The following is a 13,553-nucleotide window of genomic DNA, read 5'->3' as shown; positions in this document are numbered from 1 at the left end:
CCGGCGGCCCAGACCTAGAACGGCGCACGCTACTTGTTACGGGGGAGTCTCAGGTATGGCGGCTTATCAGCTGGAGCAGCGTCTAGTAGTAGGCATCGCGTCAAGCGCCCTCTTCGACCTCGCCGAGTCGGATGCGGTGTTTCGAGCTGAAGGCGAGGCCGCCTACCGAAAGTACCAGGAGGCTCACCTTGAGGACACGCTCGCGCCGGGCGCCGCCTTCGCCTTTATTGAGCGGTTGTTGTCCTTGAATGACCTCGCTGATGAGGGTGACCCTCTAGTCGAAGTGATTGTCATGTCAAGTAACGATCCCGACACTGGTCTTCGCGTCATGAAGTCGATCGCTGCGCATGGACTGCCGATCACTAGAGCGGTTTTCCGTCAAGGTCGATCACCGCACAAGTTCATGCCAGCCTTCAACATGTCTCTTTTCCTCTCCGGGGACGAGGGTGCAGTGAGGGAGGCCGTAGAGGCCGGCCGCCCGGCTGGCCGAGTCTTGCCCTCGCGCGTTACTGCTTCCGATGCGGGCTCTGGTGACTTGCGCATCGCCTTCGACTTCGATGGCGTCGTGGCGGACGACTCCTCCGAGGCAGTCATGCAGCGAGCCGGCCTGGCTGAGTTTCACAGGCATGAGGTGGCCAACGTGGCCACTCCTCTGGGTGATGGCCCACTGAAGGCCTTTCTGGCGGCTATCAATCGTATCCAAGACCGCGAAGAGGCGAAGCGTCTCGAAGATCCGTCTTATCGCATTCGAGTACATGTTGCCATCGTGACGGCCCGGAATGCCCCCTCTCACGAACGGGCCCTCGCGAGCCTAAAGCAATGGGGCGTCCGCGTGAATGACGCCTTTTTCCTTGGTGGCATAGCAAAGTCCAGGGTGCTAGAGATTCTGCGCCCACACATCTTCTTTGACGACCAGATGTCGCACCTTGAGGGTGCGGCAGACGTCGTCGCCAGCGTGCATGTGCCTTTTGGTGTGGTCAATACACAGGCCGAGACGTCGACGGCGCCGGGTTCTGCGCCCCTCATGGAGGAGGTGGGGTCCGTCGACTCCGGTGCGACGCCGTAGTTCCACGTGTGGCGATGTGGCGGGCGGCCTATGCCAGTCCTTACGGGCGGCGCTGAGGCTGTCGACCCCAGTGGCAATTGAGCCGATAATTAGCATTATGTCAGTACGGGTGCCTCCTTCGTGCGGCTTTGGAATGGCCGAGGGGGAGCTGGCCGCGGTCGCCGCGGCGGTCCTGGTGCACGTGCGCCGCGCAGATGGGGCCGCCGCCGTGTGACACCCGTCCGGCGGTGCTCGGCCCTCAAGGCCGGGGTGCGTGGGGGGTCGACGTCCCTGCGACGACGAGAACGTCACGGAGCACGGCGGCGGCGGTCGCGGTGACGTCCTCGTGCCGCCCGCTGGCGGCGATGGTGCCGGCGACGTCGGTGTGGACGACGAGGCCCGTCTCGTGGCGGTCCATCCGCGCCAACGGGTGGTGACGGGGGAGTGCTACCGGTGCCACCTCGAGCGTCCAGCCCTCCCGGGGACGCGGCGCGGGCACGGCCGTCCCCATCAGCACGAGGATCTCCCCCCGCTCCCGGGCCCGGGTGGCGAGGTCCGCCGTCACCTCCCGGACGCCGGTGACGGACACCTCGTCCAGCCGCACCCGGTGCCCGAGGGCGGCCATGAGGACGACGAGCTTGACGGCGGTGTCCGTCCCGTCGACGTCGAGGTAGGGGTCGGCCTCGGCGAGGCCCGCCGCCTGCGCGGCCGCCACGGCCTCCGCGGCGCTCAGGCCGGCCTCGACGTCGCCCAGCACCCGTTGGCAGGTGCTGTTGAGGACCACCTCCAGCCGGACCGGGGAGGCGGAGACCGCGACGGACCGCAGGAGGTCGACGGTGGGCAGCGCCGCGCCCACGCAGGCGCTGTACCGGACCGCCGGTCCCGGGGCCTCGACGACCTGCTCCCAGGCGAGGGCGAGCGGGGCCTTGTTGGCCAGCACGACGGCGGCCCCGGCGGCGCGGGCGGCCAGCACCGCCGCCAGGCCCGCGCCGCCGGTGCGCAGGTCGGCGGGGCCGGCCTCGACCACCACGTCCACCGGGTGCCCGGCGGCCCCGAGCCGGGACAGCACCTGGGCGGCGTCCGCGCCCGGGACGCCGACGTCGGGGAGGTCCCCGACCGACGCCCCGCCCTCCTTGGTGGCGAGGACGGTCGGCACGTCGAGGCCCGCCGCGTCGAGGGCGGCGCCGCGGGAGTCGACGACGCCCACGACCACGAGCCGCACGCCGTGCTGCCGCCGCACCTGCTCGACCCTCGCCGCGACGAGGCGGAGGAGCGCGGACCCCACCGACCCGAGCCCGCACACGACGACGGTCACCGGTCGGGGCGGCACCGGGTGCGCCGGACCTGTCCCGGACGACGAGAGGCTCACGGACGGCAGTCTGCCCGGCCCGGGTCGACGGACCGGACGACGGACCGGACGACGGACCGGAGGCTCAGCCGCCGGGCGCGTCGAGCGACACGGCCGCGCCGTCGTGGCCGACGCAGCCGCCCTCGTGGCAGAACACCTCCTCGACGACCTCGTCGACAGGCACCACGTCGACGGGGGCGGGCAGGCGGAGCGCCCGGACCCGGGCCACGGCGGCCGCGTGGTCGTCGTGCTCGACGTCGACCGCCAGGCCGTGCACCTCGGACCGGACGTCGAGGTCCAGGTCCTGCAGCGTCTCGTCCGCCTGGAGCAGCCCGGAGGCCTCGCCCAGCGCGGCGCCGGTGGTCGTGGTGAGGCGGACCTCGGCGTCCAGGTCGGACAGCCGCGCGACCTCCTCGGCGAGCTCCACGCCGCGGGGCGTCAGCATGAAGATGACGGGGGAGACGCCGCCGTCCTCGAGCCCGACGTCGGCGTAGTCGGCGGGTGCCAGCTCGCCGAGCGCCCGACCCGCGTCACCGACGCGGATCTGGGCCCGCAGCGTGGAGAGCACCTCGTCCGACGTCATGCCCGGGAAGAGCTTCCGCACCTCGGGCTCGGTGCCCATCTCGCCGTCGATCGGGTGCTCGACGTCCCGGGCGGCCACGACCTCCTCGGCGGACGGCAGGGGCGGCAGCGGGCCCGACGTCCCGGACGTGGGACGGGTCGCCTCGACGCGCACGGTGGTCGGGCCGGGGTCGGCCGGTGGTGCGGCGTCGGGCGTGCCGCAGCCCGCGAGGGCCAGCAGCGTGCCGACCGCCACGAGCACGCCGGCGCGAGGGAGGGGCGACGTCGTCGTCATGCCGCTGCTGACGCAGCGGCAGTGGGTCGGGTTCCCGGTCGTGCGGGGAGGGGTGCCCGCCGTTGACCCGGCACTGTGATGTCATAACGTTCATTATCGGCGCTCGACATCACGGCTTCTCAGGACGCCGAGAGGGGCGGGCGGCCACGATGCAGCCCCGCCGACCTCCCCGAGGAGCCCACCGTGCCACCGCCGACCGCCGCCCGACCGACGCCGCACCGGACGGGCCCGACCCGGGGCCGGTGGCGAGCCGTCGTCGTCGGCGTCTCGGCCGCCGTGGGCGTCCTGTGCGCCGGCGGCTTCGCACTGCTCGTGCTCCAGCCGTGGCGTACGTGCCCTGACGACGACGCGCCCGCCGCGTGCCCGATGCTCGCCCGCGACCACGGGCTGCTCGTGGCGTGCGTCGTCGTCGGGCTCGTCGCCGCCCTCGGCCTCGTGCTGGCCCTCACGACGACGCCCCGCGACCGCCAAGACTGAGACCGGCGGGACCGTCCTCTGACGACGGGGCGCGGTCCCCGCCCGTCGCGGGGGCCGCGGCGCCCCGTGACCACGGAAGGACCAGGGCCCCGTGGTCGTTACGCTCGCCGGGTCCAGGGGACGCCCTGCAGCACGCGGGGCACGGGCCGACGACGGGAGGGACGGCACCCATGCGCCGCACAGTGGTCAACGGCAAGATCCACCGCGCGACGGTGACGGAGGCCGACCTCGACTACGTCGGCTCCATCACCATCGACGCCGAGCTGGCGTCCGCGGCGGACCTCGTCGAGGGCGAGCAGGTCCACGTCGTCGACGTCACCAACGGCGCGCGCCTCGTCACCTACGTCATCCTCGGCGAGCCCGGCGGGGGTCAGATCTGCATCAACGGCGCTGCCGCGCACCTCGTCTCGCCCGGCGACCTCGTGATCATCATGAGCTACGTGGAGCTCGAGGAGGCCGAGCGGGCGGGCCACTCCCCCCGCGTCGTCCACGTCGACGCCGACAACCGGCAGGTCGCGCTCGGCGCCGACCTCTCCGAGCCCGTGCCGCACGTGCCGGGCCACGACGTCCCGCCGATGCAGCGCCCCCCGGGCGCCCTCGCCGGCGCCCCTGCCTGACCGGGGCCGACCGGGCCGGCCTCACGCCGAGGTCGGGCCGTCGCTCCCCCACGGCTCGGCCCCCACGGCCACGGGGCGGGCCGGGTCGTTGGCCCACGCCGACCACGAGCCCGGGAACAGCACCGGCTCCCGCCCGGACAGCACGAGCGTGAGGGCGGCGTGGGCCGCGGTGACGCCCGACCCGCACGAGACCCCCACCCGCTCCCCCGGGGCCGTCCCGAGCGCGGCGAACCGCTCGTCGAGCGTCGTCGACGGCACGAGAGCGCCTGCGGCGTCGAGCGTCTCGGCCGTCGGGGCGCTCAGCGCGCCGGGGACGTGGCCGGCCCGCGGGTCCACCGGCTCGGTCTCGCCGCGGTAGCGCTCCCCCGCCCGCACGTCGAGCAGCCGCCCCCGGGAGGCGAGGGCCGCGGCGCCGTCGGCGTCGACCGTCGGCAGCGCGCCGCCGCGGAGGACGACGTCGCCCGGTGCCGGCGCCACGGGGTCGCTCGACGCCAGGGGCAGCCCCGCCGCCCGCCAGGCCGCGAGGCCACCGTCGAGCAGCCGGACGTCGGCGAGGCCGGCCCACCGCAGCAGCCACCAGGCCCGGGCGGCGGACAGGCCCGCGACGTCGTCGAGGACGACGACCGCCTGCCCCGCGCCCACGCCCCAGCGCCGGGCCGCGGCCTGCAGGTCGGCGACGTCGGGCAGCGGGTGGCGACCGTCGGTCGGCGCCCCGTGGCCGGCCAGCTCGGTCTCCAGGTCGACGTAGGTCGAGCCCGGCACCCGGGCGGCGCGGTGCGTGGCCCGCCCGTCCGGCGCCCCCAGCGCCCACCGGACGTCGAGGACGACCGGCGGCGCGTCGCCGGCGAGGAGCGCGGCCAGCGTGGACGCGTCGACGAGGTGGGCGGCGCGCAGGGCGGCAGGGGCGTCCACGCGCCGACCGTACGGCGGCGCCGGCCACCCGGGCTCCGCGGGCGCGGGCGACGCCCGTCCCGGCGAGGATGGCCCCGTGCAGACGTTCCTCCCCTACGCCGACTTCGCCCGCAGCGCCGAGGTGCTCGACTCCCCCCGGCTGGGCAAGCAGCGGGTCGAGACGCTGCAGATCCTCCGGGCGCTGGAGCTGCCCGACTACGGCTGGGCGAGCCACCCCGCGGTGCTCATGTGGCGCGGCTGCACGCCGGCGCTCGTCTCCTACGGGCTCGCGTGCGTCGACGCCTGGCAGGGCCGCGGCCACGCCGACGGGACGGCGGAGCTCATCGGGGAGTTCGCGCCCGAGGTCGTCGGCGTCCCCCAGGAGGAGCTGGCAGCCGCCGGCCTGCTGCCGTCCTGGCTGGGCGACGAGGCGGTGCACCAGAGCCACCGCTCGGCGCTGCTGCGCAAGGAGCCGGAGACCTACCGGCCGTTCTTCGGCGACGAGGAGCCCGACGACCTCCCGTACTCCTGGCCCGAGCCGCGCGAGCCCGCGCCCGTCGAGCGGCCCGAGGGCCGTCCGCTGTGGGTGGTCCGGCCGGGCGACGCCGAGACCCTCGTGGCCTTCCTCGCGGACGGCGTCATCGGCCTGTCCACCGGCTCGGGCGTCGACGTCGACGTCGTCGAGGGGGTGGCGGAGACGCAGCGCCTCGCCGAGGCCGCGGCCGCCGAGAAGGCGGCGGCCAAGGACGAGGAGCCGAAGGAGGTGCCCCCCGCGGACGTCCGCGCCCTCCTGCGCCGGGTGCACCCCGAGCGCCGGCCCGGCAAGGAGCTGCGGCAGCTCGAGGCGCTCGTGCACGACGTCGCCGTCGGCGACGAGGTGGGGCTGCCCATCGAGGGCGAGCAGGCGCTGCTCGTCGGCGAGGTCGTCGGCGAGTACACCTTCGTCCCGCGCAAGGGCGCCCCGGCGCCGCACCGCCGGGCCGTGCGGTGGGGCGGGCGGGTCGCGCGGTCGGCGGTCCTGCCGCCGGCCCGGCTGCAGGACCCCCGGCGCCTGTTCCGCGTCGACGTCGCCGTCTGAGGGCGACGTCGACGCGGCGCGTCAGGCCTGCTGGTCGACGACGTCGCGCGCGTCGGCGTCCTTGCGCTTCGAGACCTCGTCGACCTTCTTCCCGGTCTCCCCGCCCATCGGCGCCGAGCCGTCGCCGTCGCCGTGGTCCTTCTGCGGCTCCTCGCCGCGCACCGCCTCCCGCACGTAGCGCAGGGCGACGGTCCCCACCGCCGCGATGGGCACGGCGAGGAAGGCGCCGATGATGCCGAAGAGCGTGCCGCCGACGGTGACCGAGCCGATGACGACGGCGGGGTGCAGCGCGAGGGTCTTGCCGACGAGGACCGGCTGGAGCACGTTGCTCTCCAGCTGCTGCACGAGCAGCACGATGCCGAGGACGATCAACGCGTTCGTCAGGCCGTTGGCGAAGAGGGCGACGAGGACGGCGAGCGCCCCGGTCGTCACCGCACCGACGATGGGGATGAAGGCGGCGAAGAAGATGAGGACGGCCAGCGGCAGGGCGAAGGGCACGTCGAGGAAGAAGAGCCCGAGGCCGATGAAGACGGCGTCCACGAGCGCCACGGCGGCCTGGGAGCCGATGTAGCCGCCGAGCGTCTTCCACGTGCGGCCGAGCAGCGCGTCGGCGTGCTCCGCGACGCGGGTCCCCGTCCAGAGGTGCAGCCACGGCAGGAAGCGGTGGCCGTCCTTGAGGAAGAAGAAGGTGAGGACGAGCACGAGGAGGAACGTCACGAGGCCGGACCCGACGCTGAAGAGCCCCGTGAGCAGGCCGGACCCCACCGAGCTCGCGATGGTCTGCGCGTTCTGCTGCACGCGCTCGACGCCCTGGTCGACCCACGTGCTGATCTGGTCGCCCTCGATGCCGAGGAAACCGTCCTGGGTCGCGGAGACGAAGGTCTGCTGGAGGCGCTCGAAGCCGGACACCACCTGGTCCGACAGGCCGCTCGCCTGGTCGATCACCCGGGGGATGAGGACCGAGAAGAGCCCGATGATCGCGCCGAAGAACAGGAGCAGCACGACGAGGGCCGCGAGCGCGTCGGGCATGTGCCGGCGCAGGAGCCGGGCCAGCGGGTACAGCACCGTCGTGAGGATGAGCGCGAGGACGACCGGCAGGACGATCGACCAGGTCTCGCGCAGGACCCACACCAGGCCCACGAGGCCGGCGACGATGACGAGGACCCGCAGCACCCACAGGGCGACGGCCGTGGCCGCCCGCTCCAGCTGGCCGAACCGCGTGCGCGGCTGCTTGCTCGACGGGCGCATCTCGACGACGGCGTCCACGCGGTCCTCCGGCCGGGGCCCGGCCGGGCGGGCCCCGGGGCGGCGCGAGGGCTGCACGTCGGCGGACGGCGGCGGGGGCGTCGTCCCGGGCACGGCGGCGGGCTCGTGCTCGGGGTGGTGGACGGCGGCCTCCGCGGGGGCCTGCCGGCGCCGGGCGCCGCGCAGCCGGTCGAGGATGCTCATGGGTGTTCTCCTGACGTCGCACGCCCGCGGGTCCCCGGGCGCGGGGGCCACTCTGGTGCCTGCGCGGGGGCGGGGGCGACCGCGGACCCGTGCCGCGGGCACGCGACGTCACCGGGACGGGGCGCCCCGTCCCCTCCCCCGGCCCGCGCCGACCTCCTAGGCTGCGCCCCATGAGCGCACCGCAGCAGACCGCCCCCTCCGGACGGCGCTGGTGGTGGCAGGACGACGCTCCCGCGAACCTGGCGGACGTCGTCGTGCGGGCCGCGGCCGAGGAGCCGGGCCGCGAGGTGCTCGCCCGCCGCTCGGGCGACGGCTGGGCGCCGGTGTCGGCGAAGGCCTTCCACGACGAGGCCGAGGGCGTGGCGCTGGGGCTGCTCGCGGCGGGCGTGCAGCCCGGCGACCGCGTGGGGCTCATGGCCCGGACCCGCTACGAGTGGACGCTCGTCGACGCGGCCTGCTGGCTGGCCGGCGCCGTCGTCGTCCCCGTCTACGAGACGAGCGCGCCCGACCAGCTGCGCTGGATCCTCCAGGACTCCGGGGCCGTGGCCTGCGTCGTCGAGACGCCGGGCCACGCCCGCACCCTCGCCGCCGTGCGCGAGGACCTGCCGGCCCTGCGCGAGGCGTGGGTCGTCGACGGCGGTGCCAGCAGCACGCTCGGCTCGCTGGCCGACCTCGTCGCCGGGGGCCGTGCGGGGGCCGAGGAGGGGCGCGCCGAGCTGGCCCGCCGCCGGGCCGCCCTGGGGCGCGACGACGTCGCCACCCTCATCTACACGTCGGGGACGACGGGCCGGCCCAAGGGCTGCGTGCTCACCCACGGCAACTTCCTCGTGGAGTGCGGCACCGCCGTCGAGCTCCTCCCGGAGCTGTTCCGCGACCCGCGCTCGTCGACGCTCCTCTTCCTGCCGCTGGCCCACGTCTTCGGGCGGATGATCCAGGTGGCCGTGCTCATGGCGCGGATCCGGGTGGGGCACAGCGACGTCGCGCGCGTGACGCGCGACCTGCCGACCTTCCGACCCACCTTCGTCCTCGCCGTCCCGCGCGTCTTCGAGCGCGTCTACGAGACCGCGCGGCGCCGGGCCACGACGGAGGGCAAGGGCACAATCTTCCAGCGCGCCGCCGACGTGGCGGGCGCCTGGAGCCGGGCCCAGGACACCGGCGGGCCGGGGCTGCTCCTGCGGGCGCAGCACGCGCTCTTCGACCGCCTCGTCTACGTCAAGCTCCGCGCCGCGCTCGGTGGGCAGGCGGAGTGGGCGGTGTCCGGCGGCGCGCCGCTCGGCGAGCGCCTCGGGCACTTCTTCCGCGGCATCGGCGTGACGATCCTCGAGGGCTACGGCCTCACCGAGACGACGGCCGCCGCCACCGTCAACACGCCCACGCAGCAGCGCGTCGGCACGGTCGGGCGGGCGCTGCCCGGCTTCGAGGTCCGCATCTCCGACGCCGGCGAGGTGCTGCTGCGCGGCGGCCACGTCTTCCGCGAGTACCTGGGCAACCCGGAGGCGACGGCCGCCGTGCTCGGCGAGGACGGCTGGTTCGCCACCGGCGACCTCGGCGCGCTCGACGCCGACGGCTTCCTCACCATCACCGGCCGGTCCAAGGACATCCTCGTGACGTCGTCGGGCAAGAACGTCTCGCCGGGCCCGCTCGAGGACAGCCTGCGCGCGCACCCGCTCGTCAGCCAGGCCGTCGTCGTGGGCGACGGGCGCAGCAGCATCGGCGCCCTCGTGACGCTCGACGCCGAGTCCGTCGCCGCCTGGCTGCAGCAGAAGGGCCGGCCGGAGAAGCCCGTGGCCGAGCTGACCGAGGACGCGGACCTCCTCGCCGAGCTGCGCGGGGCCGTGGACACGGCCAACTCCACCGTCTCCTCCGCCGAGGGGATCAAGCGTCTCCGCGTGCTCCCCGTGGACCTCACCGAGGAGGGCGGCCAGCTGACCCCGAGCATGAAGGTCAAGCGGCCCGTCGTCCTCGCCGAGTTCGCCGACGACATCGAGGCGATGTACGCGACGAAGCACTGAGACGCCGGCCGGGCCCCGCTCCAGGAGCGGGCCTCCCGTGCCGATGACCCGGACGTGGCAGACGTGGTGGACGCGGTGGGCGAGGAGCAGACGGTGAGCACGGGGCGCGGGACGCGAGGGGCACGGACCGGCACGAGCACGAGCAGGGCCGTCGTGGCGCTGCTGGGCGCCGCCGCGCTGTCCGCCGGGCTGGCCCTGCCGGCCGCCGCCTCCTCCACGGGCGCCGCGACCGACGACGCCGCCGTCAGCGCCTCCGCGACCGCCGGCACGGCGACCTCCGACGAGGCCACGACCGACGGCACGACCGACGGCACCACCGACGGCACGACCGACGGCGCCACGGACGCCGGCACCACCGACGACGCGGACCCGGCCGACGGCCCCGAGGGCTCCTCCCCCGCCGGCGACGGCGCGGTCGAGGGCGCCGAGGACAGCGCCGCCGCCCCCGACCCCGCCGCCGTGGCCGCCTACGAGGCCGCCGTCGCCGCCTCGTCGGAGGCGTCCGCCCGGCTGGCCGAGGTCTCGGCGCGGGCCGGTGCGGCCCTCGAGGCCCGTGACGCCGCCCGCGCCCGGGCCGACGCCGCCAGCGCCGAGGTCGTCCGCCAGCGCCAGGTGGCCGCGTCCGCCGCCACCACCGTCGCCGCCGAGCGCAGCGCGGTCGGCCGCTGGGCCAGCTCCGCCTACCGCGGCGGCGAGGACGCCCGCTCCCTCCCGGTCGCCTCGGCCCTCCTCGGCAGCGCGACGACCGACGAGGTCGGCGCCCAGCTGAGCATGCTCGAGGCGGTGGGCCGCACCCGCAGCGTCGCCGTCACCGGCGCGCTCGACGCCGACGAGATCGCCCGGCGCGCCCTCGCCCGGGCCGACGCGGCGCAGGCCGAGGCCGACAGCGCCCGCGCGACCGCCGACGCCGAGGCCGCCGCCGCGGAGGAGGCGCTCGACGAGCAGCGCACCCTCGTCGCGGAGGTCGACGCCCGTCTCGCGCAGGCCCGCACCGACCTCGGGGTCGCCGTCGAGGAGGCGAAGAAGCGGGAGGCCGAGGCCGCCGCGCTGGCCGCCGCCTCCGCCACCGTCCTGTCGGGCCCGGTCGACCTCACCGGCCTCGTGGGCGGCTGCGCCTCTGACGACCTCAGCGCCTACCCCAACGGCCAGATCCCCCTGACGGCGCTCTGCGAGCTGTCGACGGCGCCCGGCCACCACCTCCGCGGCGACGCCGCGGCGGCCTTCGACACCATGAGCCGCAGCTACGAGCAGACCTTCGGGACGCCCATCTGCGTCACCGACTCCTACCGGCCGCTCGAGACGCAGATCTCGCTGCGCGCCTCGAAGCCGGGCCTGGCCGCCAAGCCCGGCACCAGCCGGCACGGCCTCGGCCGCGCCGTCGACCTGTGCGGCGGCGTCAACCGGTTCGGCACCGCCCAGCACGAGTGGATGGCGCAGCGCGCCCCGCTCTTCGGGTGGTTCCACCCGTCGTGGGCGCAGCAGGGCGGCTCCAAGCCGGAGCCGTGGCACTTCGAGTTCGCCGAGACGTCCGGCTCGTGACCTCCGCCCGGCCGGGCGGCCGCGGGGCACGGCCCGTGCCGCCCGTGCTCGCCCGGCCCGGCGGCGGTCCGCTCCTCCTCGCGCACCGCGGCTTCTCGCGGGACGGCCGCGAGAACACCCTCGCGGCCTTCGTCGCCGCGACGGAGCTCGGCGCGGACGTCGTCGAGACGGACGTCCGCGCCACCGCGGACGGCGTGGCCGTCGTCCTCCACGACGAGCGCCTCGACCGCACGACCGACGGCTCCGGCGAGGTCGCCCGGCGGCCGTGGTCGGAGGTGGCCCGGCTGCGGGTCGGCGGCCGCGAGCCCCTGCCACGGCTCGTCGACGTGCTCGAGCAGCTGCCCTCCGTGCGCCTCAACCTCGACGTCAAGGCCGCGGGCGCCGTCCGGCCGGTGGCGCGGGCGCTCGAGGAGGCCGGGGCGTGGGACCGCGTCGTCGTCGCCAGCTTCTCCGAGGTGCGCCGTCGCGGGGTCCTGCGGTCCGCTCCCCCGGGCACGGCCGCCTCCGGCGGCGCGCCCGTCGTGGCGGCCGTCGTGGCCGCCGTCCGCACGCGCCTGCCCGGGCCCGCACGGCGCCGCGCCGTGGCCGCGGCGCTGCGCGGCGTCGACGTCCTCCAGGTCCCCGTGGGCGTGGCCACCCCCGCCTTCGTCCGCGCCGTCCACGAGGCGGGCCGCCGGGTCCACGTGTGGACGGTCGACGACGTCCCCACCGCCGGGCGGCTGCTCGACGCCGGCGTGGACGGCCTCGTCACCGACCGCACCGACCTGCTCGTCGACCTCGTCCACGGCCGTGCCGCGGACGGCGGTCGCGCGTGAGCACCGCCCCGGCCGACGCGCGGTCGCTGCGCCGCGAGCGCCGCGCCTGGTACGTCTACGACTGGGCCAACTCCGGCTTCGTCACGACGACGGGCACGGTCCTCTTCGCCCCGTACCTCACGGCCGTCGCCACGGCCGCCGCCTGCCCCGACCTGCCGGCCGGGGTCGACTGCGACGCGACGCTGTCCGTGCTCGGCGTCCCGGTGGCCCCCGGCTCGCTCGCGCTCTACACGACGTCGGTCTCCACGGCCGTCAGCGCGCTGCTGCTGCCGCTCGTCGGGGCCCTGTCGGACCGGGTCGTCCGCAAGCGACTGCTCCTGGGCGCCTTCGCCCTCGTCGGCGCGCTGGCCGCCGCGGCGATGGCCCTCGTCACGGGGACCGACTGGCAGCTCGGCGTCCTCCTCCAGGTCGTCGCCGGCAGCTGCCTCGGCGCCTCCCTCGTCGTCTACAACGCCCTGCTGCTCGACCTCGCGGGACCGGACGAGCGGGACCGCGTCTCGAGCCGCGGCTGGGCCGTCGGGTACGTCGGCGGCTTCGTCCTCCTGGCGGCCAACCTCGCGCTCGTCAGCGGCCACGACGCGCTCGGCCTCACGGAGGGCGACGCGGTCCGGCTCAGCCTGCTGTCCGCGGGCGTGTGGTGGGGGGTGTTCTCGCTCGTGCCCGTCCTCGGCCTGCGGGACCGGCCGCTGGCCCGCCCGCCCGACGCCGGTGCCCCCGACGGCGCCCCGCCGGCGCCCCCGCGCCCGGGGGCGGCGGTGCGCGGCGTCCTCGGCGAGCTGGCCGCGACGGTCCGGCACGCGCGCGGCCACCGCGTGACCCTGCTCATGCTGCTGGCGTTCCTGCTCTACAACGACGGCGTCCAGACGGTCATCTACGCCGCGAGCCTCTTCGGCAGCGCCGAGCTCGGTCTCGCGCAGTCCCAGCTCATCACCGCGATCCTCCTCGTCCAGGCCGTGGCCGTGCTGGGCGCCCTGCTGATGGGGCGCCTGGCGGGCCGCTTCGGGGCGCGCCGGACGATCCTCGCCTCCCTCGGGGCGTGGGTCGTCGTCGTCGGCGTGGCGTACGGGCTCCCCGCCGGCCGCTTCGACCTCTTCCTCCTCGTCGCCGTGGCCATCGGGCTCGTCCTCGGCGGCACGCAGGCGATCTCGCGGTCCCTCTTCGCCCAGCTCGTGCCGGTGGGCCGCGAGGCGCAGTACTTCAGCCTCTACCAGGCCGCCGAGCGCGGGACGTCGTGGGTCGGGACGCTCGTCGTGGGCCTCGTCGTGCAGGCGACCGGGTCCTACCGCCCCGCCGTCGGGGCGCTCGTCGTCTTCTTCGTCCTCGGCGGGCTCCTGCTGTGGCGCGTCGACGTGCGTCGCGGCGTCGCCGAGGCGGGGCGCGAGCAGCCGCGCGTCGTCTGACACGTCGTCCGGCGGGGCATCCGTCC

12 protein-coding genes are annotated in these 13,553 nt (G+C 75.8%); 8 read left to right on the top strand and 4 right to left on the bottom strand.

Annotation, left to right across the window (positions count from 1 at the left end; genetic code table 11):
* The first annotated feature begins 55 nt into the window (after positions 1 to 55).
* Entirely contained in the window at positions 56 to 1,066 is a 1,011-nt protein-coding gene (locus EDC03_RS00755; protein ID WP_123378305.1) for a 5'-nucleotidase, read from the top strand.
* Between the two features lie 238 nt (positions 1,067 to 1,304).
* Here EDC03_RS00755 and EDC03_RS00750 read toward each other — a convergent pair whose 3' ends face one another.
* Together EDC03_RS00750 and EDC03_RS00745 are read right to left on the bottom strand one after the other, a co-directional pair.
* Positions 1,305 to 2,414 carry a homoserine dehydrogenase gene (locus EDC03_RS00750; RefSeq protein WP_148057969.1) on the bottom strand — a complete coding sequence of 370 codons (1,110 nt, stop codon included), beginning with the start codon at positions 2,412 to 2,414 and terminating at the stop codon, positions 1,305 to 1,307.
* A 64-nt stretch (positions 2,415 to 2,478) separates the two neighbouring features.
* Complete coding sequence (locus EDC03_RS00745) at positions 2,479 to 3,249, bottom strand: hypothetical protein (RefSeq protein WP_148057968.1); 771 nt, start codon at positions 3,247 to 3,249, stop codon at positions 2,479 to 2,481.
* A 183-nt stretch (positions 3,250 to 3,432) separates the two neighbouring features.
* Between EDC03_RS00745 and EDC03_RS00740 the strand changes: the two genes are divergently transcribed.
* Together EDC03_RS00740 and panD are read left to right on the top strand one after the other, a co-directional pair.
* On the top strand, positions 3,433 to 3,726 hold the full coding sequence (locus EDC03_RS00740; protein WP_123378302.1) for a hypothetical protein: 294 nt from the start codon (positions 3,433 to 3,435) through the stop codon (positions 3,724 to 3,726).
* 170 nt (positions 3,727 to 3,896) lie between these two features.
* On the top strand, positions 3,897 to 4,343 hold the full coding sequence (panD, locus tag EDC03_RS00735; RefSeq protein WP_123378301.1) for an aspartate 1-decarboxylase: 447 nt from the start codon (positions 3,897 to 3,899) through the stop codon (positions 4,341 to 4,343).
* A gap of 21 nt (positions 4,344 to 4,364) precedes the next feature.
* Here the strand turns inward: panD and EDC03_RS00730 are convergent, their stop codons facing one another.
* Complete coding sequence (locus tag EDC03_RS00730) at positions 4,365 to 5,255, bottom strand: sulfurtransferase (RefSeq protein ID WP_241966948.1); 891 nt, start codon at positions 5,253 to 5,255, stop codon at positions 4,365 to 4,367.
* Positions 5,256 to 5,331: 76 nt separating this feature from the next.
* On the opposite strand from EDC03_RS00730, the gene EDC03_RS00725 reads away from it, so the two are divergent.
* A complete protein-coding gene (locus EDC03_RS00725) occupies positions 5,332 to 6,312 on the top strand; it encodes an MSMEG_6728 family protein (protein ID WP_123378300.1) in 981 nt (326 codons plus the stop codon).
* Between the two features lie 21 nt (positions 6,313 to 6,333).
* Here the strand turns inward: EDC03_RS00725 and EDC03_RS00720 are convergent, their stop codons facing one another.
* Positions 6,334 to 7,761 carry an AI-2E family transporter gene (locus EDC03_RS00720; RefSeq protein WP_123378299.1) on the bottom strand — a complete coding sequence of 476 codons (1,428 nt, stop codon included), beginning with the start codon at positions 7,759 to 7,761 and terminating at the stop codon, positions 6,334 to 6,336.
* A 170-nt stretch (positions 7,762 to 7,931) separates the two neighbouring features.
* Between EDC03_RS00720 and EDC03_RS00715 the strand changes: the two genes are divergently transcribed.
* The 4 genes from EDC03_RS00715 to EDC03_RS00700 are packed head-to-tail and all read left to right on the top strand — an operon-like array spanning position 7,932 to position 13,527.
* Complete coding sequence (locus tag EDC03_RS00715; RefSeq protein WP_123378298.1) at positions 7,932 to 9,773, top strand: AMP-dependent synthetase/ligase; 1,842 nt, start codon at positions 7,932 to 7,934, stop codon at positions 9,771 to 9,773.
* Between the two features lie 54 nt (positions 9,774 to 9,827).
* Positions 9,828 to 11,312, top strand: coding sequence for a M15 family metallopeptidase (locus EDC03_RS00710; protein WP_148057967.1), 1,485 nt, complete (start codon positions 9,828 to 9,830; stop codon positions 11,310 to 11,312).
* A complete protein-coding gene (locus tag EDC03_RS00705) occupies positions 11,309 to 12,127 on the top strand; it encodes a glycerophosphodiester phosphodiesterase family protein (protein ID WP_241966947.1) in 819 nt (272 codons plus the stop codon). Before EDC03_RS00710 ends, EDC03_RS00705 begins: the two co-directional genes overlap by 4 nt.
* Entirely contained in the window at positions 12,124 to 13,527 is a 1,404-nt protein-coding gene (locus EDC03_RS00700) for an MFS transporter (RefSeq protein WP_123378296.1), read from the top strand. The genes EDC03_RS00705 and EDC03_RS00700 overlap by 4 nt, the downstream gene beginning before the upstream one ends.
* Positions 13,528 to 13,553 lie beyond the last annotated feature (26 nt).

This window comes from Pseudokineococcus lusitanus, assembly GCF_003751265.1.
Lineage (GTDB): Bacteria > Actinomycetota > Actinomycetes > Actinomycetales > Quadrisphaeraceae > Pseudokineococcus > Pseudokineococcus lusitanus.
This window is presented reverse-complemented; position numbering and strand designations above follow the sequence as displayed.

Excerpts from the sequence above, each read along its gene's own strand:
- EDC03_RS00755 (WP_123378305.1), top strand. The coding sequence starts at position 56 with ATGGCGGCTTATCAGCTGGAGCAGCGTCTAGTAGTAGGCATCGCGTCA.
- EDC03_RS00745 (WP_148057968.1), bottom strand. The coding sequence starts at position 3,249 with ATGACGACGACGTCGCCCCTCCCTCGCGCCGGCGTGCTCGTGGCGGTC.
- panD (WP_123378301.1), top strand. The coding sequence starts at position 3,897 with ATGCGCCGCACAGTGGTCAACGGCAAGATCCACCGCGCGACGGTGACG.
- EDC03_RS00720 (WP_123378299.1), bottom strand. The coding sequence starts at position 7,761 with ATGAGCATCCTCGACCGGCTGCGCGGCGCCCGGCGCCGGCAGGCCCCC.
- EDC03_RS00715 (WP_123378298.1), top strand. The coding sequence starts at position 7,932 with ATGAGCGCACCGCAGCAGACCGCCCCCTCCGGACGGCGCTGGTGGTGG.